The organism is Plantibacter sp. CFBP 8775 (assembly GCF_014839505.1).
Lineage (GTDB): Bacteria > Actinomycetota > Actinomycetes > Actinomycetales > Microbacteriaceae > Plantibacter > Plantibacter auratus.
On the sequence record NZ_JACYNV010000002.1, the window covers coordinates 578,358 to 603,632 of the forward strand.

Annotated in this window: 19 protein-coding genes and 3 pseudogenes; 9 read left to right on the plus strand and 13 right to left on the minus strand. The window is 63.2% G+C overall.

All coding sequences use genetic code 11. The features are described from left to right. The first annotated feature begins 28 nt into the window (after window positions 1-28). From IFR14_RS15230 to IFR14_RS15240, 3 genes are all read left to right on the plus strand, one after another. On the plus strand, window positions 29-262 hold the full coding sequence (locus tag IFR14_RS15230) for a hypothetical protein (protein ID WP_137243531.1): 234 nt from the start codon (window positions 29-31) through the stop codon (window positions 260-262). A 414-nt stretch (window positions 263-676) separates the two neighbouring features. Next, window positions 677-1,756, plus strand: coding sequence for an AAA family ATPase (locus IFR14_RS15235; RefSeq protein WP_191941586.1), 1,080 nt, complete (start codon window positions 677-679; stop codon window positions 1,754-1,756). Between the two features lie 73 nt (window positions 1,757-1,829). Then, complete coding sequence (locus tag IFR14_RS15240) at window positions 1,830-2,378, plus strand: hypothetical protein (RefSeq protein ID WP_137243533.1); 549 nt, start codon at window positions 1,830-1,832, stop codon at window positions 2,376-2,378. A 786-nt stretch (window positions 2,379-3,164) separates the two neighbouring features. Here the strand turns inward: IFR14_RS15240 and IFR14_RS15245 are convergent. Next, entirely contained in the window at window positions 3,165-3,707 is a 543-nt protein-coding gene (locus tag IFR14_RS15245) for a hypothetical protein (RefSeq protein ID WP_191941587.1), read from the minus strand. Beyond that, entirely contained in the window at window positions 3,697-10,545 is a 6,849-nt protein-coding gene (locus IFR14_RS15250; RefSeq protein WP_161578619.1) for a PA14 domain-containing protein, read from the minus strand. Before IFR14_RS15250 ends, IFR14_RS15245 begins: the two co-directional genes overlap by 11 nt. A gap of 271 nt (window positions 10,546-10,816) precedes the next feature. On the opposite strand from IFR14_RS15250, the gene IFR14_RS15255 reads away from it, so the two are divergent. Together IFR14_RS15255 and IFR14_RS15260 are read left to right on the plus strand one after the other, a co-directional pair. Continuing rightward, a complete protein-coding gene (locus tag IFR14_RS15255; RefSeq protein ID WP_137243535.1) occupies window positions 10,817-11,404 on the plus strand; it encodes a recombinase family protein in 588 nt (195 codons plus the stop codon). Between the two features lie 208 nt (window positions 11,405-11,612). Then, complete coding sequence (locus IFR14_RS15260; protein WP_137243536.1) at window positions 11,613-12,383, plus strand: COG4705 family protein; 771 nt, start codon at window positions 11,613-11,615, stop codon at window positions 12,381-12,383. A 20-nt stretch (window positions 12,384-12,403) separates the two neighbouring features. Here IFR14_RS15260 and IFR14_RS15265 read toward each other — a convergent pair whose 3' ends face one another. The 4 genes from IFR14_RS15265 to IFR14_RS15280 form a co-directional block, all read right to left on the minus strand. Continuing rightward, the gene (locus IFR14_RS15265) at window positions 12,404-13,816 is read right to left on the minus strand and encodes a sensor histidine kinase (protein WP_137243537.1); all 1,413 of its coding nucleotides are present in this window, start codon (window positions 13,814-13,816) and stop codon (window positions 12,404-12,406) included. A gap of 8 nt (window positions 13,817-13,824) precedes the next feature. Continuing rightward, the gene (locus IFR14_RS21445) at window positions 13,825-14,505 is read right to left on the minus strand and encodes a response regulator transcription factor (RefSeq protein WP_137243538.1); all 681 of its coding nucleotides are present in this window, start codon (window positions 14,503-14,505) and stop codon (window positions 13,825-13,827) included. Window positions 14,506-14,562: 57 nt separating this feature from the next. Beyond that, entirely contained in the window at window positions 14,563-15,405 is an 843-nt protein-coding gene (locus IFR14_RS15275) for a COG4705 family protein (RefSeq protein ID WP_137243539.1), read from the minus strand. A gap of 105 nt (window positions 15,406-15,510) precedes the next feature. Then, on the minus strand, window positions 15,511-16,152 hold the full coding sequence (locus tag IFR14_RS15280) for a DedA family protein (protein ID WP_240044053.1): 642 nt from the start codon (window positions 16,150-16,152) through the stop codon (window positions 15,511-15,513). A 195-nt stretch (window positions 16,153-16,347) separates the two neighbouring features. On the opposite strand from IFR14_RS15280, the gene IFR14_RS15285 reads away from it, so the two are divergent. Then, window positions 16,348-16,737, plus strand: a complete 390-nt coding sequence (locus IFR14_RS15285; RefSeq protein ID WP_137243540.1) for a VOC family protein — start codon at window positions 16,348-16,350, stop codon at window positions 16,735-16,737. 60 nt (window positions 16,738-16,797) lie between these two features. Continuing rightward, a complete protein-coding gene (locus IFR14_RS15290) occupies window positions 16,798-17,262 on the plus strand; it encodes a phage tail protein (protein ID WP_137243541.1) in 465 nt (154 codons plus the stop codon). A 300-nt stretch (window positions 17,263-17,562) separates the two neighbouring features. Here the strand turns inward: IFR14_RS15290 and IFR14_RS21560 are convergent. Continuing rightward, window positions 17,563-17,646 (minus strand): annotated as a pseudogene (locus IFR14_RS21560) (hypothetical protein); the annotation flags it as partial. Between the two features lie 815 nt (window positions 17,647-18,461). Here IFR14_RS21560 and IFR14_RS15300 point away from each other — a divergent pair. Beyond that, window positions 18,462-19,235 (plus strand): hypothetical protein, encoded by a 774-nt coding sequence (locus tag IFR14_RS15300; protein ID WP_137243542.1) that lies wholly within the window; start codon window positions 18,462-18,464, stop codon window positions 19,233-19,235. A gap of 409 nt (window positions 19,236-19,644) precedes the next feature. Here the strand turns inward: IFR14_RS15300 and IFR14_RS15305 are convergent. Continuing rightward, window positions 19,645-20,537: pseudogene (locus tag IFR14_RS15305) on the minus strand (IS5 family transposase); the annotation flags it as partial. Between the two features lie 764 nt (window positions 20,538-21,301). On the opposite strand from IFR14_RS15305, the gene IFR14_RS15310 reads away from it, so the two are divergent. Further along, window positions 21,302-21,490: a hypothetical protein gene (locus IFR14_RS15310; RefSeq protein ID WP_137243543.1), complete on the plus strand. Its 189-nt coding sequence runs from the start codon at window positions 21,302-21,304 to the stop codon at window positions 21,488-21,490. 1,038 nt (window positions 21,491-22,528) lie between these two features. Here IFR14_RS15310 and IFR14_RS15315 read toward each other — a convergent pair. The 5 genes and pseudogenes from IFR14_RS15315 to IFR14_RS15335 all read right to left on the minus strand — a co-directional run. Further along, a pseudogene (locus IFR14_RS15315) lies at window positions 22,529-22,732 on the minus strand (ATP-binding cassette domain-containing protein); the annotation flags it as partial. A gap of 14 nt (window positions 22,733-22,746) precedes the next feature. After that, the gene (locus IFR14_RS15320; RefSeq protein ID WP_137243544.1) at window positions 22,747-23,043 is read right to left on the minus strand and encodes a type II toxin-antitoxin system RelE/ParE family toxin; all 297 of its coding nucleotides are present in this window, start codon (window positions 23,041-23,043) and stop codon (window positions 22,747-22,749) included. Then, window positions 23,040-23,273: a type II toxin-antitoxin system ParD family antitoxin gene (locus tag IFR14_RS15325; protein ID WP_137243545.1), complete on the minus strand. Its 234-nt coding sequence runs from the start codon at window positions 23,271-23,273 to the stop codon at window positions 23,040-23,042. Before IFR14_RS15325 ends, IFR14_RS15320 begins: the two co-directional genes overlap by 4 nt. 87 nt (window positions 23,274-23,360) lie before the next feature. Then, window positions 23,361-23,540 (minus strand): hypothetical protein, encoded by a 180-nt coding sequence (locus IFR14_RS15330; protein ID WP_137243546.1) that lies wholly within the window; start codon window positions 23,538-23,540, stop codon window positions 23,361-23,363. Window positions 23,541-23,853: 313 nt separating this feature from the next. After that, complete coding sequence (locus tag IFR14_RS15335; RefSeq protein WP_137243547.1) at window positions 23,854-24,618, minus strand: CPBP family intramembrane glutamic endopeptidase; 765 nt, start codon at window positions 24,616-24,618, stop codon at window positions 23,854-23,856. Window positions 24,619-25,275 lie beyond the last annotated feature (657 nt).

Below are 25,275 nucleotides of genomic sequence, written 5' to 3' on the forward strand. Positions count from 1 at the left end.
AGGATAACGATCAACGCAGGGCCAGAACATGGCCAATGGCACCGCCGTAGAAGGCTGCAAGCTCGACGTCCGCGCAGTGCAGTTCAACGCCCTCGCGCTCATCGGCCTGTTGTCATCCGTCGCCCCGGACGGAACACGAATCGGTCAGATTCAGTGCCGCAGCGGAGAGAGCTGGCCGCACCTGACCGAAATCGAGGACTTCTTCAACCACGTCCACATTGACTTCGCCTACACCGGTCAACCACTCAACATCACCAGCTGAGCGGAGACACCAGACGACTGAACCTTGCTCGAGCTGCGGCTTTTCGGCGCCAGTGTCCGCTGCGGCAACCCACCGGGGGTGTTCCTGCTGATGACGTCGCCTCTGGTGTGCTCCATGCACGTGTTCCGCAACCGACCGCCGACAGTCCGATCAATCGGGTGACTCTTGGCGTTATAGACGGCGCGGTGGTTACGAAGGAGCAGCTCAAGTGCCAAATCGCGCCCGCCAACAGCTCCCCGTGCTCCCCGATCGGTAGGGACAGCAAGCGAGCACCTTCTCTGGATGCTCGAGCAGCTCCACGCAGGCCACGGCAGCCTGGCACTCCTGGTCGGTGAGCAATGCAGGGCGCAGGCGCATCAATGGTAGGGACGTCCCTGCTGGCCGTTTCTGCTGCCGACTGACATAGTCAAGATTGTGACCGTAGCCAAAAAAGTAGTCCTGTTCAATCACAAGGGCGGCGTCAGCAAGACCACGACGACTTTCAACCTGGGTTGGAAGCTTGCCGAACAAGGTAAGACCGTCGTGATGGTAGATGCTGACCCCCAGTGCAACTTGACGGGGATGGTCTTGGGGTACAAGCAGGCTTCTGAGCTGGAGGACTTCTACCGCCTGCAGGGTGCGTCTGCAGCCACCATCCGCTCAGGACTCATGCCGGCCTTCGAAGCACTCCCGAAGTCAATCGATCCCGTCGATCTGGTGCCGATTGAAGCCCGGCCTGGTCTACATCTGCTCGCAGGCGATCTGAGACTGTCGGAATACGAAAACACCCTGGGGATCGCGCAGGAACTGAGTAGCGCCATACAAGCGCTCAAAAACTTGCCCGGGAGCTTGAACTACCTGATCGACGTAACAGCCGAGACAGTGGATGCTGACGTGGTCCTGATTGATGTGAGCCCCGGGCTGGGGCCCGTGAATCAGAACTTGGTTTCGACTGCCGATTACGCCATTATTCCGTCTGCTCCCGACTTCTTCTCAGTAATCGCTGTTGACTCACTCTCTCGTGTCCTCCCCAAGTGGATCAACTGGGCGCGCGACGCTGCTTCCCTGCCAGTGCTGCAGGAGGCCTCATACCCCTTCCCGGCACCGAACCTTCGGATCCTAGGCACTATCATCCAGAAGTTCCGCCCCAGAGCGGGCCAGCCTGCTGCGTCCTTCCAGGCCTGGATAGACGAGCTGAACGAAGCAGTCGAGACCAAGCTCGTCCCCCCGCTGGAGAGGGAGGGGCTCCTGCTGCCGTGGGAGATGTACGAGCAGTTCGACGTCAGTCGGAACCTCTCGCTCGCGCAGATTGCGGAGTTCAACAGCCTCATCGCGAAGTCTCAGGAGTCGCTGACACCTATCTACGCGCTTTCAACAGAACAGCTCGGTGGAAAGGGCGCTGTTCGCGAGAACTGGGAGGATTCCAGGGACAGCTTCAATGAACAGTTTGAGGCACTCGCGACTCGGATAACGGGACTGATGCAGCTCGACGACAGCGCCGACAGTGCCGGCTAGCGAGCTGGCGGCCTTCGAGACGAACCTACAACGCGCGCTTGATCTGTCGGCAACCGCTGGATCGCTCCGCAACATGGTCACACCGGCAGTCGACTTGTCTGACCTCTACCGCGCTGCCTACATGCAGGGTGTCAGCGCATTCGACCACTTCATTCATGAGGAGGTTCGCGTCAGAATGCTGGAGTGGCACGGCCGTCCACAATCGACTTGGCCAGCCGGATTCGCGACCTTCAAAATTCCCATCTCGAGCACCCACCAGGCTGGCCGGTCCGTGCCTGACGCTGCCGTACGATTCGAAGCGGAGATCCGCTCCCAGCACGGCCATTTGTCCTTCCAACACCCCGACAAGGTCGCCGCGGCTTGCCGACTAGTGAGCAACACAGAGATCTGGCAAACGATCGCCACGGCTCTCGGAACCAAGAAGCAGGGCAAACTTTCGCCAAGTCAGGTGGCGAAAAAGGACTGGGGCCTGATCATCGACCGCCGGAATCTCATCGTTCATGAGGCGGATCTAGATCCGACGCCCCCGCGCAGTCGACGGTATCCAATCGATAAAGAAATGACTGACGAAGCTCTCCAGAAGATCGGCCTAGTGACCCGTCTCATCGCAGCTTCTCTTTGACATTCCCTCTCGTAGTGCTCGCGGCGGCGTTGATCCATCTCGCCGGTCTGTGGCCTCGGTGGCCTGGTAGCCGTGGTGACGTCTTCTACCTATTCCTCATCCTGGTGGAGGCTGCGGCCGCGATGCTCATCCTGGTGTTCGTTCTCCAGACGAGAAAACGGTCGGCTCAAGGGTTTCCCCGCCTGTGGACAACTCGCCTGACATCTAGCCGATAATATACCTTATTTCATTAGGCCTGTTGAGTTCGTCGCAGCTTAGGCATTCATGTCGATCACACTGACGTTGCGTCGACGTCATGGACACCTCGCTTGCGAACAATGGCTGGGTGCGCGTTGTGGAGCCACCTGGCGCCCTGAGAAGAACGTGATCGAGTGCTAGAGCGCTGCCCAGCAGTACATGTGTTCGCCGCGATCACGAGCGGTTTAAGCAAGGGTGCGCCACTCGTGGAGCATTGACAGCAGCTTAACAGCGTCACCGTTACCCCAAAATTCTGCGGTCACGTCCTGTTCTCCGCCGATGTCGTTTGTCGCTGCGCGAAAGAGCTCGCCGGCTGCCGAGATCCGTGCCGCACCGACAGCCGCCTCGGTTTCCTGGGTTGTCACATTTTGGGACACGTTCGTGGCGTAGGACGTCGCCACCTGGGCGAGCTCGGCGCAATCCTCTCCCGCAACGACGCTCGGGCTCGCGCACCCGGCCGCGAGAGCGAACACGAGGCCGCCAAGGCTGAGGGTGCCGAGGACGAGATGTGGGCGCGGACCGCCGCAACAGATCAGAGCTCGAGCGCGGTCAGGAGGTGCTCGAAACGAGAACACATGAGCGAACATAGTCAATCTGACCTTCGACCGCGGTCCGTAAATCAGGTTCGAGGCTGCCCAATAGGACGACGATCAAGTCGTCCCCACTCTGCCCCTCTGAAGTGAACGGCTTGACCACGAACGTGCCTCGATGAGATTGAGTTAGCATCAGCGCTTCACTATCATCCCGTGGGATTTGACTTCGAGTGAGACCCCAGAACCTTGTGCGGCGAACATAGAGGCCATACCGAGCTAGAAAAAGAAGAACGGCAATGACCTGCCCGACAGTTTCTCTCAGCGTTTCGCCAGACCACTCTGATTGAAATTCCTCTACATACAGACTCGCTAGATCATCGCCGACAGCCCACAGAACTCCCGCGCGAACATCCCATGCGCCATCGTTTGGTTTCATTTTTAGAATTAAAGAGTCAAACTCTTCTTCAATAGAGTACGACAGCCCAAAGCACGACTCCGCCCAGGAGCCTATCTGCTCTAGAGCATGCCAAACTGACGCATATGAGAATTCATTTTCCATTTTGATAGAAAGATTTTAGCCGCCCACGGAACAAATCGAAATGGGGATCTTTGGGAGTGCGGACCCTGAACTGCAGCCAAGTCCCAGGGGCATAAGAGTTGTTATTCGCACTCCACCCAGCGGCATATCTTGTTCCTTTCTTGTTGAAAATGCCAGGCCTTGCTCCGCCCGTACGAGTACTTCCGAACAGAGTACTCTTCGGTCCAAGGAATGGCACGCGAGCCATTGCGGGGCCAATAATCTTGTCCGTGACAACTCTCCGGACGGCGGAGTTCCCGAATGCCGTGCTGGCGCTGCGAACTGCCGTGCTGGCGCTGCCAACTACCTTGCTAGCAGCAGAGCTGACCTTAACCGCAGCTGAAGCGACTCTCGCCACCGTGAGAACAACGCGTGCCGCTGCCACGGCGACGTTGAGTCCAGGAACGAACATTAGCGCGATGGAAGCAACGTCCGCGACCAGCCACCAGTCGATCTCGAATTGTCCGTTTAGGTCGAATCGGTTGATCGGGTCTGTCGGATAGACGTAAGCGTTGTCGACGCCTCCCTCGACCGGGTCTACAGAGAGGAACCGTCCGAGCGCAGCAACGTACTGTCGGGCACCCATCTCGATCGTTGCAATCGAACCAAGTCGTTCTGACAGTTTCTGGTGTTTCCCGACCCATCCGTAGTCTGCCTCGCCTCCGATTGCCCCTGGTCCGACGTCATTTGAGACATTCGTGCCGATCGCTCGAGTGACCGGGTCGACTGTTTGCCCGAATGGGTCGTACCGGTACAGGTCGAGTACTTCGCCGTCACCGTTCGCGTTGACAAGGACGTCGCCGTGAATGTTTGGGTACAGCCAGTTCTGGGGACCACCCATCGGCTGCTGCACAATGACGTTCCCTGGAAGGCTTGTCGTAGTGAGCGTCAGGTTGTTCGCGCCGTCGAGAATGAGGTCAGGGGTATCTCCGGCTCCGGTGAAGGACAACCGTTGGATCCGGTCTGGCTCGTTGGGGAGACTGACCGTCCGCGCGACGATGCGGTCAAGCGCGTCTCTGAGGTAAGTCACCTTTCCGAACCCTGCGATTTCGGTTGACAGGTGGCGGCCTGCTGAGTCGTAGACGAGCGCTTGCGGTCCGAGAGTGGTCGTATTGCCCTGAGCGTCATAGGCGATTTCGCCAACACCGAGACCATCCGATACCGGGTCTGCTCCGGCGGCGGGAGAGCTGACAGTGCTTCCCATCAGTCTGTCGGCCCCGTCGTAGCAATAGGCGGTGACTGAAGTGGCTGTCGGGCGCACATCCGTCATGGTGGTCCGGTTGCCGTTGAGCCCCGCGCCCGCTGACGATCCGCCCGCGCATCCTGACGTGGTGCCGAAGCCATAGGAGAGTTGATGTCCGGGGATGGTCGCGTTGATGAGCCTGGCTGCGGTATCGAAACCGTAGGTTGAGATCTCCTTCGTCGAACCCGCCGTCATGGTGTTCTGAACAGTTCGCCCGGACTGAGATCTGACGACCTCGTCTGTGACGTTCGGTTGGTTCGGGAAGGACCAGCGCAAACTCGACGTGGCACCCAGCGCGTCCTGGCCAATGGCCAGCGAGGACCCGTTCCCGAATCCACTCGACGGGTAGTCGACCGCGATCAGCGCGCCTCGCAAGGAAACATCAGCAAGTGCGGCGTGTCCGTAAGTCACCTCGGCAGCCAAAAGCCCCTCGACTGTCACCGTCGTGGTGCGCCCTTCCTCGTCGTAGCCGAAGGTCGTCGAGGCTGCCGTTCCACCAGGTGGTGTCGTCGTCAATGCAGTGAGTTGACCGAGAATGTCGTACTGCGCAGTCGCGACAGTGCCCCAGACATCTACGTACTGGGTGACGTTCCCACTGAGATCTGTCGTGGTCGTCACACGACCACTCGCGTCCTGCGTCCAGGTCGTCAGAGGACTGGCAGTCGCGGAGCCGTCTGCGGTATATGCGGACGTTACGGTTCGTGCTGGGCTCGTCGCATTCGCGGGGTAGTCGAGAGTTGCGGTGCGGCCTCTGGCGTCGAATGTTGTGCAGGTCCAAGCAGTATCACCGGTGCGTTTGCTGCCGACGCCGCGCCCGAAGAGGTCGTACACGTACTGCGTCGTGAGCTTCGAGTTCGTGCTGTTGGTCGCTTCGGCTGTGCTCTTGAGGAAACCGTATTGGGGCGTCGATGCGGGTAGACCGCAAACACTCCCTCCGTGGGCCTGTTGGAGCGTCTCGGTGTTTCCGTAGTAAGCGGAAGTGCTGCCGCCAACAGCGGCTGTCATGCCCGCTGCAGTGGCCGCCGGCAGCCGTTGGCTCGTACGACGGAGGTAGCTGGTGGGAGCTTCGTGCTCGTAGGAGGTCGTGAGGTTCAAACCGCCCGGGTCTACGGTCGATGAATCGATGAGCCCCAGCCAGGGCGAGGAGCTCTGGAACTTGGTCGTCGTGGATGGCGCCGCAGCTCCGGGCACTGAGGCTGGAGCCTGATCGATGGTCGAGGTCGTGGTGAGGATTCCGTAGTCCGGCTTGAGTTGTGCGCCGGGGATGTGTGCGCGCGGTTCTCCTGGTGGTGTCCAGAAGAGCTCGAGGCTGGCCGGACCGGTGTCCTCGAAGTATTCGACGCGGATTCGAGCGGTCTGTCCCGCGATAACGTTGACGATTCCTTCTGCTGACCAACGCACCGCATGACTCGACCAGTCCTCAGTAACGAGGACGTCGTCGATATAGACCCGTGTTCCGTCGTCGGCGTAGGTCTGGAGCTTGTACTGGCCTGCCTTCGGGAAGGTGACGGTGCCGGTGAGGCGCATGGAGACACCATCGACGGCGGCACCAGTGGGGCTCCTCTGCTCCCAGTCTTTCGCGATGCTCCCGCCAGCTCCAAGGATCCCGAGTGTCATCGCAGTGGGTACGCCCGTGAGCGAACGGTTCGGGAAGAGCACTGCCGCGAGACTGACGAGGCCTTCGTCATATCGTTTGATGGTGTGTGGTGTGGTTGTGGCGCAGTCGGCCGACGGCGTGCGGTCGGAGAGGAAGCATCCGGCAGGTGCGGGACCGAAGGTGTCCGTTAGACGGTCCTGCCCGTCATAGAGGTTCGTGGTCGTTTTGCCCTGAGGACTCGTTGTCGAAAGGACCTGGTCTTTTTCGTTCCAGAGGGTGGTCGTTGTCAGTCCCGTGGCGCTGATGTTGTTGGTTTGTCGCCATGAGCTGTCGTATTGGACAGTCCGCGCATGCCCTGGCGCTGGTGCCGCGGTCGGCGGGGTGAAGCCGGCTCGGTCGATGTGGCTCTGTCCTGCCTCATACGAGTAGCTGGTCCAGGGTCGATTTGCCTCTGTGAGGCCGTCGGGCGCCGCCTGGGTGACAACGGAGGCTCTCCCGGCAGCGTCGTAGGTGATGGTGGTGCGGGCTGCTGGTGGGCTGATGATTCCGTTGGCTGTAGCCCAGTCGTTCTCGAGTGCATCGCGGATCGCTGCAACGCGGCGGTTGGAGTCGTATCCAAACGTGACTGTTTCGTTGCCGGGATCGAGGATCGCGGCAAGCCGCCCGCTGCTGTCATAGAGCAAGCGAGTCGTGTCGTTCGTCCCTGCGACGTGTCCCGGGTAGATGATGCGGCAAAGCATCCCGGCCGGGACCGCTGTGTATCCGGCTGGGACCGGGCATGCGGAGCCGGTGACATCAGAGTCGGTTGGAGCGAGCCCAACCGATGCTGCGCTGTCGCCCGAATACGCGAATCGGACTTCGCGCGAGTAGGTCTTGGGGTTCGAGCCGGCGTTCTCGGAGATCCGGTCGGAGATCCGATCGACTTGACCGGTTCCAGTTCGGTAGCTCGTCACCGTGGACGCAGGCTTCTTCATGTCGGCCGGGCTGGTCGACGAGGAGACCTTACCGTCTGCGCCGAACGTGTACACCACGCCACCCTCTTCGGTGAATGACACGGAGTTGTTGAGGTTGAGCGCCATGACGCCGTACTCCCCCACCGGGGGTTCGTACCCACCGTTGGAGGTCTTCGTGTACGCGTGCGTACCACCGGTCACATCTGTGAGAGTGATCGAGCCTTCTTGCACTCGCACACTGGCGTAGTCGCCGGAACCGCTTGAGAGCACTGTCGACGAACCCCAGCCGTCAGGGAGCACCTCGACCGTCTTCGTGAACCACGATGCCGGCACCGGGAAGGGTGTCCCAGTTGTCCCGAGCTTGGCCCACAGCTCAACCTGGGCGGTACCGGTGTTGTCGAAGTACTCCATCCGGAAAGGCACCGGCGCTGCAGTCAGTGTCTTCGCGGAACCCCATACAGTCGCGCCGGCCGAGTGGGTGTCGGTGTACTTGTCGATAACTTTCGTATCACCAACCCAGGTGGCGACACCGTTATCGTGCATCGCTCCGAATGTGTAGGAACCGGCCTCGGAAGGCGTGATGAAGCCAGTCCAGCGGGCGAGGAATCGGTCCACGGGAACAGCGGGGCCCGGGGATCCTGCGTCCCATCGGAACGAGACTTGCGGATCAGTTCTTACGAGCACGGGCTCCCGGCCAGCAAACGTCCACGACTGTGTCGCGCCCGGTTCAGGGTTGGCGTCGAAGTACTCGCCCTTCAGGCCCCGGTTGGAGGACTTCTGCGAGTTGTAGGTGAATGCCATACCGATCGGTCCGCCAAGCGTGTTGACGGTGGGCGAGGTGAAGCTCATGTTCACGTTGCCGTTGGCCAGGTTCACTGTGACAGGACCTGCCGTGTCGGTGGGCGATGGGCCCGGATCTCCGACGCGCTGGTTCACGGTGAATCGTCCGACCCACGAGGTGACGGATTCTGAGTACTGGTCTTTCGTGAGGACCGTCCATGAGTAGGCGGTACCGTCCTGCAGGTACCCGGCTGGTGCTGTCCAGGTCAGACCCGTCTGCCATCCGGAGCTCACGACTGCGCCGGTCTTCGCGTCGGTGCCGGAGGCAACTCGGAACCAATATTGCAGCGGACGGTTCTGCGGGTTGGCGGGCGCCGCAACAGCGAATGTGGGCGATGTCGTGACGACAACAGAGCGATCCGCGGGCGATGCGGTCGACAGAGAGGTCCCAGGGGTGTCGTTGGTAGTGAAGGACCAGATGGGCGAGCTTTTGCTGTTGTTCACTCCCCAGACACCGTTGTACTCATCGGCGACGAACCCACGCCAGTAATACCGGGTACCGGGTTGTAGTTTTGGCGACGGCATCTTCGCTGTATCGGCGGTGATCCAGCCAGTCTCCCAAAGTGGGCTGACGTCTGGGTTCGGGTTCAAGCTCACACGGAAGTAGTAGCGGAGCGAGGTACCAGCGGCGGGCGTGCCCGTAATCTTGAACGTCGGCGTCAAGGTCGTGTTGGTTGCAGCGTTACCAGGAGAGGGCGCGACGATGGAGCCGAACGCCGCGTACTCCTTCCACCAAACGAACATGGATGCATCCACATGTTTGTAGGTGAACGTGTTGCTCTCATCGCCAACGAACATGAGGTACGAACCAGATACGCGGTCGTTGACCCATTGCGCCACGCGGCTGCTGAGACGATCGTCCTGTGCCCAACCTGCACTGTCGGTGACGTGGAAGCCACCGAGGTGTTCACCAGCAGCTGTGTAGTTGAATGCTGTGGCGTGATAGATGTTGTTCTGGCGAGCAGTTACGGTGCTGTCATCGCTGATTGATGTTGCGTAGATCTCCGCCCGCAGGACTTGCTTGCCGAAGAACTGCTCGTAGTTGAAATGCGCGATCGTGCGCCAGATACCGTTGGTGTTCGTATTGCCCATCTGGATGCCGTAGTTGACATTGGTCTGACCGTTTGTCTTGTACGACCTTGTGTCGTTCTGCGGCACCCAGGTGTCGGGGTCAACCATGACCGGATAGACCCGCTTCAGATCGTTTAGCCATGCGCCACTGGCTTCAAGTGTGATCCACCAGGCGTTCTCGCGCTGGTCGAGCTGCACGTCCAGCGCCGTCTGATTGTCCGCCTGCTTTCCACCGGCGCCAGCCGAATCCCACATCGTCGGAGGCTGCATGACGAAATCGACGTTATCCTCGGCGTCAAGGAACTCAACACCGCCAAGCGCATCCATACGGAGCGAACCATCGGTATCGACCTTCCAGGTCCACGACGTCCGACCATCCACCCCTGGCTTCTGCGACAGCCGGAAGAGCTCCTTCACGCCAGAGTTCTCCACCTCGTACACGAGGTCTGTGTTCGGGAACACGTCCTGGTACTCGAGCTGATTCTTCGTCTCGGACCACGGGGCCGCATCGCGCACGAGTTTGCTGGCAGCCGCGTCCACCAGAGTGAAACCAACATCTGAACCATTGCGAGAAATCTGCAGGAGGTTCTCGTCGCTTGCGGTCTCGGCAAAGACTGGATTCAGAGGGTGCTGATCAACTTCACCACCGCCGACACCGAACCAGGACAACAAGCCCGTTGTCGTCACGTCCGTGTTGATCGGCTTCCACTCACCGTTCACGTCCACGCTGACTGGCTCGCGCGCCATCTCCGTCACCCGCCGCCCATCACCAGCGTCATACGTCAGCGAGAACTCATCGCGATCGACCACATCGGCGGTCTCTGCGTCGAAGTCGTCCGTCTGCAGAGTCTCGGAGTCCACCTCAGCCTGTCCGCCCGCAGGCGCTGGGACGTCGGCCACCTCGGCATCAGGCTCACCGGAAAAGTCGGCTTCCGGTGGCGCCTCCCCCAGCTGCGCCTCGGGTTCCTCGGAGTCCTCCGGCGGAGCGATGACTGCGGTCGGATCGTCAGACTCATCGGCCGCCGCCGACGTGTACTGGACGAACGACCCAAGGAGCACGAACGTGACGATCATGCTGAGGGCAGCGAAAAACAGCGGGCGGAATCGAAGCGCCACGGGCATCCTTCAGGTAGGGAAACCTCGTAACGTACGAAGCTGAAAAAAACCTAGTAGATACACCGGCTTTGTCACAAGAAAAAATTCACACCGACCAAGCACTGTCTTGAGAACCTACAGGTTTACAAGACACGTGGTGCGTCGACGTCCGTGCCGAACTCAGGTCCGGAAAGCTGCAGGTTTCACCGGCGGGCGCCCGTCTCGGAAACTCGTCTCACAGAGCGGTGTGTCTCATTGAGGGTCGCGTGGGTTTCTGAGACATGCTGGTGCCATGAGGCAGATCGGGTACACCAGAGTCAGCACCGCTGGCCAGGACGCACAGCTGCAGCTCGACGCGCTCCTCGCCGCCGGCGTCCAGAAACGCGACGTGTTCGCAGACGTGACCTCTGGCAGCAAGACCGCGATTGAACGTCCCGGCATGACGAAGCTGCTCGAGTACGCCGAGGCCGGCGACACCGTGATCGTGTGGCGCATCGACCGGCTCGGGCGCTCCCTCATCGACGTCCTCAACACCGTCGAGCTCCTGCGGGGCCGCGGGATCCACGTGCGATCCCTCTCCGATGGGATCGATCCCGCGACGTCGACCGGCCGGCTGATGCTCCATATGCTCGCCACCCTGGCCGAGTACGAGCGCGAGCTCATCGTCGAACGCGTCAACGCCGGCATCGCCGCAGCACGCGAATCCGGCACCCGCTTCGGGCGCCCACCCGTGAACCCCGACATCATCGCCGAGAAGCTCGCCATCGTTGCCGAAGCCCGCGATCGCGGCCGCACAGCAGCAGAAGCCGCCGCACTCGTCGGCTGGAGCAGAGCAACGCTCTATCGACACCAGACCGGCGCTACGGCACGAACACACTGACGGTCCGGGGCAGGACGCCCGCGGCAACCTGAAACGCTTCCCAGATCGGAGCCGGTCGTCATGGTGCCGGCGGACCTCATCGTGGCTGGGGCTGGTTGCTCGCCTGGCTTGCCGACACCGAGCGGGATGGCGCTGGCTGAGAGTGCTCTCAGAGCTCCGCGCTCGCTTTCCGTGTCATCTCTCCGGACGCCAGTGCAGGCTGCACTTCATGACTGTTCCACCTGGGCCCGCGTTGTCCGTCGCGTCGAAGGTGCCCGAGGTCACGGCGGTCTTTTGGGTGCTGAAGCTCCTGACCACGGGGTTGGGTGAGACTGCGTCCGACTGGATGGTCGTGCACCTCGATCCGGTACCGGTCGTCCTGGGCACCGCGGTGGTGTTCGGCGTATGCCTGACAATCCAGCTGCGGGCGCCGCGGTATTCGGTGTGGCGGTACTGGTTGTTGGTGGGCATGATCGGGGTGTTCGGGACGATGGTCGCCGATGTCGCGCACATCGTCGTCGGGGTGCCGTACATCGTCTCGACGGCGGCGTTCGCCGTGGCACTCGCCGTGGTGCTGGGCGTGTGGTGGCGATTCGAGGGCACGTTGTCGATCCACTCGATCACGAGTCGCCGGCGGGAGGTGTTCTACTGGGCGACGGTGTGCGCGACCTTTGCGCTCGGCACTGCCGTCGGTGACCTCGCCGCTCACGACCTCGGTCTCGGCTACGGCGGGTCCGCCATCCTCTTCGGCGTACTGTTCCTGCTACCGGGTCTGGCATACCGGTTCTTGGGTTGGTCGGCGGTCGCGATGTTCTGGGCGTCGTATATCGTCACGAGACCGCTCGGCGCGTCGATTGCGGACGGGCTCGCGGTGGTGCCGTCGCGAGGCGGGCTGGGTTTCGGAACGGGTCCGGTGACGCTGGTCGCTCTCGCCCTCGCGATTGGACTCGTCGCCGTGTTGGCGCGACGTGACGCTCGGAACCTGATGCCCGCCGGATGAGTATCAGGCTGCGCATCGGGTCAGCTGTCAGGCGATGGCGCCGCCTGAACGGCAGGCAGGCCGATGCGGATCGTGAGCCCGTCGCCCGGCCGGTTGTCCAGCTCGATGGTGCCGTCGGCGTTCCGAACGAGCGCGGCGACGATCGCGAGTCCGAGACCGGTTCCCTGGCCGCCGGTTCGGGAGGCATCCTGGCGGGTGAAGCGGTCGAGCGCGAACGGCTCGAACGCCGGATCCATCCCGCCGCCGGTGTCGGTCACGACGAGCCATGCGACCGCTTCTTGAACGGTCAGTCGAACGTCGATCACCCCGCCGTCACCGACGGCGCGCAGTGCATTGTTCAGCAGATTGTCCACGATGCGTCCGAACGACTCGGCGCCGATCGGGAAGCCACCACTGTCATCTGTCCCGTCGCCGGACGCCAGGAGTTCCGGCCCGTCGTACAGAATCGAGATCGCCGTGTCCTGTGCGCGGAACCGAGCACGGTCGGTCGCGTCATCGGCTTCACGACCGAGGGCTCCGATCGAGCTTCGAACACCGTCGTGGGCAGCTTCAATCGCCGAAAGTTCCAGCAGGGAGGTCACGAGGGCCGCCAGGCGGGTGACGTTTCGTCTGGCACCGTCGACGTCTCGCACCATCTGTTCCACCGAAGACGCCTCAGCGACCGCGACCTGCAGTTGGGCGTTCAGCAACGCGATCGGCGTGCGGAGCTCGTGGCTGGCGTCAGAGACGAATTGCCGTTCCCGGCGGGCGGAGTCGCGCAGCCGCTCGATGAGCTCATTCAACGTGCGGGCGAGGTCCGAGATCTCGTCGCGAGCCTCGCCGACCGCGAGGAGATCCGAGGACGACCCAGCGCTGAGGGCATCAGCACTCCGGCGAAGGCGACGGACTGGGCCGAGGGACAGACTCGTGAGCGCCCAGGCGGTCCCGGCAGCACCGACGGCGATCACCGCGAGGCCCGTGAACAGCAGCGTTCGCATCTGCGCGAGCACGGTCGTCTCCTCCTGCGCGTCTCGGGCGGCCACCACAACCCAGTCCCCACCTGCGACTGCGACCGTCGTCGACAAGACGATGAAGGACGCATCTCCCACCCGGACGTCGTGCGCCTGCCCGGATCCGCCCACATCCGGCAGCTTGTCGGCCAGCGAAGCCGGCAGTGTGTTGATGGGCGTCGAACCGTCGGGAGCTAGGACGGCGACGAGTTGTGACGGCCCTGGCGCGTCGAAGGAGTCGTCCGGTTCCGTCTGCAGGGCGACGACGTAGGGGGCGCTGTCGCTTGAGAGGACCGAGCTGGTGCCGTCACGGACGATGCGTTCGATCTGCGCGTTCAGGACGATGCCCGCGGCGACTGCGATGAGGATCGCGATGAGGAGACTGCCCCCGGCGATCCTCATCCGGATGCCGAGACGGTCGATCAGCCTGCGGGTCGTCGCCACGGGGACCCTCACGAACCCTTCGAGGCGACGAGCCGGAAGCCGACGCCGCGGGTGGTCACGATGCGCACGCCCGCCCCGCTCTGCTCGAGCTTCCGCCGCAAGTAGCTCACGTACTGGTCGACGATGTTCGGGTCGATGTGCGCACTCGTCTCCCAGACCTCCGCGAGGATGTCCGCGCGGGTCACGGTGTCATCGACACGAAGCGCGAGGACACGGAGCACGTCGAACTCCGTGCGGCTCAGCGGGATCTCCCGATCGCCCAGCCGGGCGCGATGGCGTGCGAGATCGACCGTCAGGTCGCCGAGCAGGATACGGGCGGGTGCGTGCAGCGCGTCGCGGCGGCGGACGGCTCTGATGCGCGCGGACAGTTCGGCCAGGTCGAACGGTTTGACCATGTAATCGTCAGCACCGGCGTCGAGCCCCCGCACCCGATCGTCGACGGCGTGCCGAGCGGTCAGGAGGATGATCGCGATCGTGGGATCCAGCTCTTTCAACCGGCGGCTGAGCTCGAACCCCGACATCCCCGGAAGCATCACGTCGACGACCGCGAGCTCGAACCCCGTGTCCGTCGCGAGTCCGATGGCGTCGATACCGTCGTGTGACTCGACGACCTCGTGGCCGTCGGACGCCAGCCCGCGAGCAAGCAGTTCCGTCATCTCGTGCTCATCGTCGACGACGAGGATCCTCACGACCTGCCCCCTCCCGCCTGTTGCCGGCGATGCCCGCCCGGCCCCCGTTTCCACATCCTAGGACGCAGCGTGTCGCCGGGCGCCGGCTACCGCTGAGACGACCGACGGATCGGACGCCACAAGCTGTCGACGCTGACGCGCGAGCTGCACTGTCATGAAGACGACGAGGGCGATGATGACGATGCCGAACACCGCGCTCGTGGCGGTCGTCCCGAGCCCCAGCCCGCCGTCCGCGACCGGTTGGGAGGCGAGATCGCCGAGTGAAGCACCGAGCGGGCGGGTGAGGACGTAGGCGATCCAGAAACACACCACGGCGTTGGCATGGAAGACGACATACGCGATGGCGACGGCCGCGATGACCGCGGCGAACAGGACCGCGGCGAGCACGTAGCCGAGGCCGAGCGCCTCCGACAGGAAGTCTCCCGCCGCAGTACCGAGCGCGAAAGTGAACAGGATCGCCAACCAGTAGAACGCCTCGCGCCGGCGGGTCACGATGGAGTGGATCGACAGGGTCCGCTCGCGCCGGAACCACACCGTGAAGGTCGCCCCGAGCAGGACGGCGAAGCCGAGCGTCGAAGCCCACAGCGGCACCCCCACGACGTCGGTGAGGTTGTCGGTGATGAGGGTGCCGACGACGCTGATCAACACGACGGTGATCCAGTAGACCGTCGGCACGTAGCGGCGCGTCCGGAACTGGACGGCGAGGGCGATGAGGAACAGTGCGCCCGTCACGATCGACGTCGCCGTCAGTCCGAAGCCGAGCGTGTCGTTGAAGTAGTCGGCCGCGGTCTCGCCGACGGTAGTGGAGAACACTTTGATCACCCAGAAGGCCAAGGTGATCTGGGGGACCTTGCTGAGCAGCAAGTCACTGACGCGAGTGGATTCGAGTGTCGAGGTCATGCCTCAACGCTCCCGCTCCACCCTGCAGCCGGCCTGACGTTGACGACCCGCATTCGTGAGGGTGCTCACAGAATGCGCGGCGCCCGCGCGTCCCGGACGGCCGGTTCAGCGGTCCGTGCGTCCCGCGCGACGACTCCGGATCACGCTGACGATGATCGACAGAATGGAGATGACAACGATGCCGCCGAGGATCAGGTCGATGTATTGCGACACGAAGTCCGCCACGCCGGGGATCTGTCCAAGGAAGAACCCAGCGAGAATCAGCAGGGTCGGCCAGGCGATGCCGCCGACAATGTTGAAGAGCAGGAACCGCGGATAGTGCATCCGGGCCGTGCCGGCGGCGACCGGTGCGACGGTGCGGACCACGGGGACGAACCTCGCGATCGTCACCGTCGCCGAACCGTATCGGTCGAAAAATCCGTTCGTGCGCTCGAGGGTGGCCCGACTGATGAGTCCCGCGGCCTTCCGCTCGAAGACCCGAGGGCCGAGCCGCCTCCCGATGAGGTACCCGAGCTGATCCCCTGCGACCGCCGACACGGCGACCGCGAGAATGACGACTGCGACGGGCACGTCGATCACGCCGGAGAACGTCAGCACCCCCGTGAAGAAGAGCAGGGTGTCGCCGGGAAGCACGAACCCGATCAGCAGTCCCGTCTCGACGAAGATGATCAGACACACGACGGCAAGCGCCCACCCGCCACTGCTCTGGATGATGGACTGAGGGTCGAAGAGACCGGTGTGGATCATCTCCCGAGCCTCGCACGCCAAGCGGCGCTGCGCCCTCGAACGCGGACTGACGCCCTGAGAGTTCTGACAGAACCGACGCCAACGCGCCCCCACCAGACCTGCCGGTGACACACCCGCTTGTCGAAACACGTGCCGGCCGAGCACACTGGAGCACGACGGGCATTCGAACCCGTGATCGTCGCGAAGGAGTGCCCGGTGCAGTGGAGTCTCGAAGTCGTTCCCGTCAGCGTCGCCGACGTCGATCAGGCGAAGGACTTCTACGCCCAGCAGGTCGGATTCCACTTGGACCTCGACGTCCGAATCAGTGACGAGCTCCGCATCGTGCAACTCACACCGCCCGGCTCAGGTAGCAGCATCCAACTCAAGACCGGTGAGACCCGGCTGGAGGGCTTGCAGCTCGTCGTCGACGACATCGATCAGGCACGCGCCGAGTTGGCCGACCGCGGTGTCGACGTGAGTCCAGTGACACACTTCGAAGACGGCGTCCGCCTCGAGGGCCGAGGTGGCGACTGGAACTCATTCGTCTTCTTCGCCGACCCCGGCGGGAACGCCTGGGTGATCCAGGAACGCCCCCAAACCAGCTGACGGCCACCGCGTGTGCATTTCGCCCTACAGTCGGATGGGTCGGTAACCGAGGAGGAACCAATGTCGTACGTCGTCGATTTCGTCACGGTGTCGGAGGTCGGGCTCGAGTCGTCGCCGGTGGCTGCGGCACTGGCCGGACTGCGGGCCAACGAGGCCCGCTACTTCAAGAACAAGTACGACCACGTCTTCACCGTCAGCCCCGCGAGCCAAGTGCCGGAGATCATCGAACGAGTGCACCGCATCTTGCAGGACGAGCGCAGCCTGACGATCGAATCCAGACCGCTCGAAGCCACCAGGTTCGAGGTGGAGGGCATCGACATGTCCTATGTGTTTTACGAGTCCGGACTCTCCATCAACGTCATGTACACGATCGAGGACGGTGGGAAACGCGCCGTCGGGTTCAAGCTCTCCGACGGTATGGACGTGCCTGCCGAACTCGAGTCGAGGTTCAAGTTCGCCCGCCAGAAGTCGAAACTCGCCGGCACCATCCGCGGCACGTATTTCGTGATCAAGAGCGTGTACTGAGGATCGACCCGCGGCGGTTGAACCCTCACCGGTTGTTCGCGCGTCAGTGCCGCAGTCATGGCTACGCTGGCGACAATGACCATGATGACGGCCTGCCGCAGGTGCGAACGATGCTAACGGGCAGCGACCAAACGCATTCGGAGCGGAGCCGTACGCGGCCCGGAACCGATCGATTTCGTTGCTCGCCTTCGATTGTCCAGACGTCGATGTGGCAGACGGTGAGGGTGCGGCCGGCGGCACGACATCGGCCACAGCTTCGAGGTACTGCCCTGCAGCAGGTGCGAGCAGGTTGATCTTGTACTCAACGGTCAGCACTTCCGAGCCCTGGTCCATCAGCGTGAGGGCAGCGTAACCTCCGGCGCTGTCCGCGATCGCGCTCGTCACACCGGCGTGGACGTAGCCGTGCTCTCATTTCTGGTCGACATCGGACCGCATCAACCTGTGGATAACTCACCGGGAATATGCCCGATAATATTAATTATGTCAGTTTGCTTGTTGTAAGGCGGCAAGTCTGGACACTCTTTCACTGTCCCGTACCCGCGCTCATGAGCTCAGAGAGGCTCGTGGATCCTTGCGTCGATCTCGTGCGCCTCGGCCTCAGCGGCGAGCTCCTTCACCGCTACTTCCGATTAGACCGCCCGCTTGCGCTCCGGCGCCCCCAGGTGCAGCACCGGTGGCAGGTGCTTCAGCTCCACTGGCCTGGCCGGCACCTTCCCGAGAAACACTCGGCGCAACCGCCGCGGTCGCATCCCTGCCAACATGGCGATGTCTCGGGCTAGCCAGCCTCCCTACTCAGTTGATGCGTAAATCCGCGTATCCATCTCCAAAAAGTCCACACACCCACGAAACCGTCACACCAATGATGGGTCACCTCCCTCGGGCGCGACTTCCGACGTCGGTAACAGGTCGCGAAGCCATGTGCATTGCCGTCGCTCAGGTCAGTCTCATCGTCGCACCCGTCGACGCCGAACCGGACCGCGTTACCAAACCTCAGCCCCAGGGTGGCGGCCACTCCCCGACCTACCGAGCGCCCCCGTGGCCCATGCGCCCCCGCGACCGCACGGCGGCGGTATGACGTCCCGGAACAGCCCGTGTGGACTCACTTCCTCGAGCCGAGATCACACGACCTGCGACCCAGATCCAGCACCCGAACAGCTTCTGGCCTTGTCCCTCCACGGCGTTCAAGATACATTCGCGGAATGGATCCCATCGACTGCCTCCCCCCGACTGGATCGGATGCAGGCATCTGGCCACTCATCGCCGTGCTGCTGGTCGGTGTCGGTCTCGGGCTGCTCCTGATAATGCGCGGCCGACGCAGAACGACTACTCTCGTGCTCATTCTGGCGCTGGTCGGAGGCGGTGCTGCATTCATCACGCTCGATGCGAGTCCAGCCCAAGCGGACAGCTGCATCCCCACTACGGCACCGACCATGACGCCCACAACCACGCCCCCAACGACCGTTCCGACTCCACCAGCCGTCACGGCAGACTTCGCCGTCGCATTCGACCCCTTCACACTCCCTCCTCGCGGAGGCGGCGAGGAAGTCCTCACCGACTACACCGAATCGGTCCCCGTCACCCTCACGAACGTCACGACAGGGACAGCGGCGGCCCCCGTGTCGATTACCGTCACTGGCACTCCCGGCACCTATTGGACAGTAACGGGCGTTCTCAATAGCGACGGCACCGGACCGGCAACCGGCATCACCGTGGCCGCCGCCGGCCCAGGAACAGCCACGCTGACCGTCGACCCGGCCCCCGCTGCCTCTACAGCGATCTCCTTCCAACTCCAACTCACCTACGATGTCACCACCTGGGACTCCAACTTCCAGACTCAACCGGACGACTCGGAAGTCCGCCTCGCCCGACCGGAAAGTACGATCACCCTCCAACTCACCGGGCAATCCCCTGGAGGCGGGCACACAGCGACCGCAAACCTTCCCGGCTACGTGAACGTCGTCCCTGCGCCCTGAGACGTGTCTCCCATAGGCTGCGTGGGGCGGTTCTGATGGGAAGATTCGTGCTGTGCGATGTGCGTTGACTGCCGATCATGAGATTCCAGATCGGGCCCCCTGGTGATTGTTCCCGGCGACGCCGTTTAAATCGGAGACCGGGACACGGAACGACCCGCTTTCGTGTTCGTGACAGCAGCCCAGGGCACGGGATGGATTCCCACGCGTCACCTCGATATCGACGGCGCGGGCGGTACCGCTCGTGCCGGATACAACACCACCGCGCTACCGGCCAGGCTAGGAGAAGACGTCGACATCCTCGTGGATAACTCAAAAAGCGGCTGGCCCTGGTGCAGGAACGCTGACGGACGTGAAGGATGGATTCCTCACCGCGTGCTCGCCGTTGCGTGATCAATCGCCATGCACCTGGCCAGGTCAGGACGGCGCAGAGGGTAATCCCAGCACGGTAGGTGATCGCGAGTTTGTCGAACCGTGTGGCGATACCGCGTCATTGCTTGGCGAACCGCTCGACGGCGTTGCGACCCTTGTAGAGCTCGGCATCGAGGCCGGGTGGTACCCCGCCCGTGCTGCCTCGCCGATTGCGGGCGGCAGCTTGGTCGCGTTTGTCGTGGATCACGGCCTGGATCCCGCGATGGCGCAGTCAATGGCGGATTACGCCGGTCGCGTAGGCGCGGTCAGCGAGTAAGGCATCCAGGCGGGTGCGTGGCCGTCCACGACCAAGTCGGGGAACGTGGATCGCTGCCAGCAACGCGCCCAGCACACCACCGGCACTGCGCTGCCCGCCGGCGACGATCGCGAGCGGTCGGCCATGTCCGTCGACGGCCTGATGGATCTTCGTGGTCAGCCTGCCGCGGGAGCGGCCGATGCCATGACCAGGCGGTTCAACCTCGCGCCAGGGCAGATCCCTCTGATTCGATCCCACCCCCTGTGTCTTGCTCGGGGCGAGTCGTGTTCGTCGCATGCTCGGGCGCACGCGCGATCGTCTCGTCGATCGACACCGCCCAGCCGATCTCCCCGGCGGCATCGGCCTTAGCGGGGAACCGTGTCGGCACGCGATTCCAGGTGCCATCGCCAGCATACCGGCGACGTCTCTTCCACACCGTCTGCCATGCGCCGAACCGATCGTGCGGCCGATCACGCCACGGGACACCGGTCCGGAACCGCTAGACGATACCCTCCACGGCCCGCCGATTTTCACCGAAAGGGTGACCACGCAGCCCCGTGGTCGAGGGCAAAAAGCGGCTCGATCCTGGCCCACTGATCGTCTGCGAACACTCGATACCGCGAACCCGCCGACCTCACCCCCTCAGGCTGCTGTGAACCTCACGATCCATCTTGGAGAGATGCCCTCGACACCCGCCCTTCGTGGGCGTAGCAACCAGCTCGAGCAGGACGCTTCCGCCCACATGCCGGCCACCGCGTCTCGAAGACGGCCACGTGTGCGAACGGCCGGCCCACGACATCGCTACGCGCAAACCCGCCCTCAAACAGGCCACTCCCCCACGCATACCGCAAGGCCCACCCGCACCCATCGACGTCGGGCTGCGACGGTCCCCGCGAGTGCGATCGTCGATCCGGACGGCAGCAGATCGGTCAGGAACACGGAAACCTCGGACCCGAAACACTCGACCAGCCGGTCCGGATGCACGCTTCCCGCAACATCCATACCCAGCAGCCGCACCCGTTCCTCCACTCCCCGGTCAGCTGCACGACGAAAGTGTCCCCGTCGACGACCCGAACCACCTCAGCCGGGACGCCATCCGAGTGACGCACACGCGCAGTGGGACCGGCTCATGAACGCAAAACCATGTCGCTTGCCGTGCCCCCACCCATGCGGTTCGGCTAGACGCCGGGTTCAGTTGCCGCCGCCTCCCATTTCTGCCCAATCCACCACCAGCGGCCCCCGCAACAGGGCTGTCCGGACATACCCTCACCGCGACACCCATCACACCGACCACCGAGAGGAACGCCAACGACCGCACGCCACCCGCGCCCAACCGGCGCGCTCTGCACCGCAGCAGCAACAAAAGAACCGCCCCGCCAACCACACCGAAGGGAACCACCCTATGAGCACCAGCACGCCAGCCAACGCGACCCCCCGCTCGTTCGCCTGGATGGAGGCGCTGCGTGACCGCTACCTGGCCGCGTGTACCACCCATCCCGTCGTCGGACCCCTGGACCAGGCGCAACAGCTCGAACGCGACAACGCCGACTACTGGACCCACCGTCTCACGCAGAGGAACCCTAAAGCATGAGCCGCGGCCTGGACACACCTGGCCGGTGAAGGTCCCCGACATCGGCACCCGGCCCGACCTCACCCACGAACCTCCGCAGCTCTGAACGGCCCCGTCGGCCGGCCCCCACCATCACAAGAGGAACACCACCATGAACTCCGACCTACCACCTCGCTCCGAGCAGCGACACCCCATCCAGCTCGACACCCCCATCCGCCGCATACAACCGCCGGCAGTCACCCCACAACCCGGTGACGACCCATACCAGGACTACCTGGCCTGGCTCGACACCACCGGAAACCCCTCCTTCATCGACCGCACCCAACCGCTCCCCGAACACACGCAAAGGAACCACTCATGACCCGCCCGAACCTCCCAGACGACCCCACAGACCCGGCCCCCACACCGAACTCTGTGGCGACCGTTCCGGTCTCCGCCAGGCCCCAATCCCGGTGGGCAGCCGTTCTGGCTTGGATGCGCCGACACACCCTCGGCAAGATCCTCGCTGTTGTCGTGGCCGCCGCCGTGCTCATCACAGCGGTGGTCATCACGAACGCCGAGGTCGGAGGAACATACGACAGTGCCCTGACCTCAGCACGAGGCGCGGTGAAAGCGCTCGGGCAGGCTGAGATCCACAACAACGCCCAGAAGATCGCCCTCGACGCGGAGCTCACCAGGACACAAGACACCAGCGCCGCCGTCGCGACGATCGTCGCCGGCGCCTCCGCCTACTTCGACACCAGTGCTGCTGCTGACCTCGAGCAAGCCCGACTGGCCCTCGACGCGGCCGTGACCGCGGTGAAAACCCCACCAGCTGAGGGACAACCGGCCGCATCAACCACCCTAGAACCGGCGTCCGTGGACCGGATTTTGCCGAAGGACCCAACCCTGCAGCAGCTCACCGCGTTCCGCAAAGCCCTCGTCAGCGCCACCCTGACCGTTGAGGCGGACACTGACCGGAAGGACACCGCGATCGACACCCTTGTCCAGGCCCGCGAGGACCTCCGGGGCCCGCTGCGGAACCTCGCGAACACGGTCGTGACCGTGAACGCACCAGCCGTCGAGGTTGTTCAATGGCTCGTCCAACAGCACATAGTTCGTGTCTTGTGCGAGCGCCATCGCAACGTAGGCTCGCTGTCGCTGCCCACCAGAGAGTTCGTCCAGGTACCGGTTCTGGAGCGGCACGAGGGTAAGGAATTCCATCGCTGCGCGGATTGCCGCCTCGTCGGGGGAGTTCAACCATCCGCGTGATTTTGTGAATCTGCGTCGGTCGTCATTCACAGATGGTGGGCTGGGTCCATCCGCTGGTGGAGAACGCGGATGACGTCCACGCCGCCGACCTCGTCGTTCACACGGTAGAACACGACATGACTGACGACACTGTAGCTCGAATACCCCGAGCGGACCTCGTCACGCCCACGGCCACGTCGAGGGTCGTCTGCGATGCGTTCGATCGCGGCTCGGAGCTCACCGATGTAGGTCTCGGCCTGCTGGGCGTCCCAGCGCTCGGCGGTGTAGTCCCAGATCAAGGAGAGGTCGAGCTGTGCGGCCGGAGTGAGCCTGTAGCCGGTCATGCCTTCTTTGCTGCGACGAAGGTATCGAAGTCGAAGGGCTGAGCTTCTCCACTGGCTTCGCCGTCCGACAGTGCGGAGCGCAGAGCAGCCAGGTGGGTCTCCTGGTCCTCGAGCAGACGCAGACCGGCACGGACAACGTCACTCGCCGAGCGATACCGACCGGAGGACACCTCCCGGGAGAGCAGGCTCGTGAAATGGTCATCCAGGCTGATCGAAGTGTTCTGGGCCATGCAGCAATAGTACCAAGAATTGGTATTCATGGGAAGGCTGTTCGCTGGTCGCTCCACTCGACCGGAAGACCGCCCTCAGCGCCCGAGCTACACCACCATTCTCGCGAGAACGATATTGCGGTCACCGACGGGCATGACGGGCCGGCCCACCAGCCGGTGCACGCGGCGAGCGATGCAATCGGTCGGTTCGAATGCGGCCACGAGCGTGAATTGCCCATAAATGGTGTCGCGACGAGTACGCACGCCCTCGAGCATGAGCTCCACCATTCCCAACGCCGTCCGCCTGCGACGGGGCATCCCGCACCGAGCAGGTGGTCTACAGCTATGACGCTGACGCCGGATACGCACTCGATGGTGCGCACTGCGCTGTCGCGGATCGAGGGGCCGGGCCCTCCTAGGAATAACACTGACCGCCGGGATGCCTTCACGACGGTCAGCTCCACCCACCCTACTCGCCAGACGCTGACCGCTCATCCCGCCGACTGATGTGGGCCACGTGTTCGCCGCCGGGACCGCGGTCGAAGGACGATCCGCCTGCTTGATGAACGAGGCGCCCCGTCTGCAAGTAGACGGAGCTGCGCTACTGGGCGCCGAGCAGGTGCACAATGACCACAGCGAGCGGTCCGCCGAGGACGAAGTTGTTCACACCGTGCATGAGCAGCACGACCCAGATGTTCCGAATCCAGAGATAGATCAGGTTCATGAGCAGACCGGCGCCCGCGAAACTGAGCGTGAGGAGCCAGTCTCCACCGAAGTTGTTGACATGGATAGCACCGAACACGAGCGCGTTCCCGACCACAAGGGACACCGCGAGGAAGCGCCTGTGCCACACCGGGAACTTGAGCAGGAGCGTGTGCCGGAACGTGAAGTCTTCGATGAGAGCCGTAACCACTGGCGAACATGATGCGAAAAGCAAGACGAGGAACGAGACTGTCTCAGCTGGTTCCGGCTGAGCCGGCGTGATGTCGCTAGCACTGTGCCCCAGAGACCGCAGGAGCGTGCCGAGGATGGTCGTGACGACCTGCAGGGCCATGAAGCCGAGAATGACCAGGCCAGTCGCGCGCCATTTCACTCGCGCGAACGCACGCCAGTGGCGCGCGAGGAGCTCACGATTCGCAATGACGAGCACCGAGAACAACACGATCCGCAGCGTGGTGTCTGAGATGACTTGTACGGCCAGGTCATTGGTGAGGGCGGACGTCGACCAGGCCAGAAGGAAGACAGTCGGGATGGCCGCGAGTGCGATCCAGTCTCGCCCGTGCCAGGTGAACGTCCGCGGATACTCCTCCGCTCGGATAGCTCGCAGAAACGTTGACTTCGTTGCGCCGTCGTCGTATCTCATCATGGTCCTTCCTTCAGCTGGTCTGTCAGCGGAACACGTGCACGCCGAACGACGAGCTCGTTCGGATCATCAACCGGCAGTATGACCAGATCACATCTGACAGCAGCACAGCGATAGTCCGGCCCAAACCCGTGGCGATGCAGAGCAATTCGGCACAGGTTTGAGTGGTCGATCGACACATCCCTCGGTCACCCGACGACGCATCACGCACGCGCGGCCACGGAGGCGAACGCCAGGCCACGGCGCGGCTCCTTGCAACCCGCCGGCGGGCGGAGTCCTCTGCGCCAAGGACGACGCGGTGTCCCACACCCGCATCCCGAATTCCTCCCCAGCGACATGGTCGGTCCACTCAATATTTCTCCCCTGGCCCAGAGGAAGAAGTTCACGCGCGACGGTCGTGACATCGAAGATCACGTTCCCGCGGACCTCGTCGCCTCCACCGCCTTGCGCGCAACAGGGACGCATAACCACTTAGAACGGGCAAAACAACCACTCTGAGTGCAACCAACAACACTCAGGACCCGTTCGGCGGGCCAAGACTTAGTAGAGCCGTCGGGGAAATGGTGGTGGGCGTTCTGTGCATTGATCAGTTCCCGGACGAGTGTGTCCGTGGGCGCCGGGAACTTCGACCAGGCGCATGTCTGATTGAGGTCTGGAAGA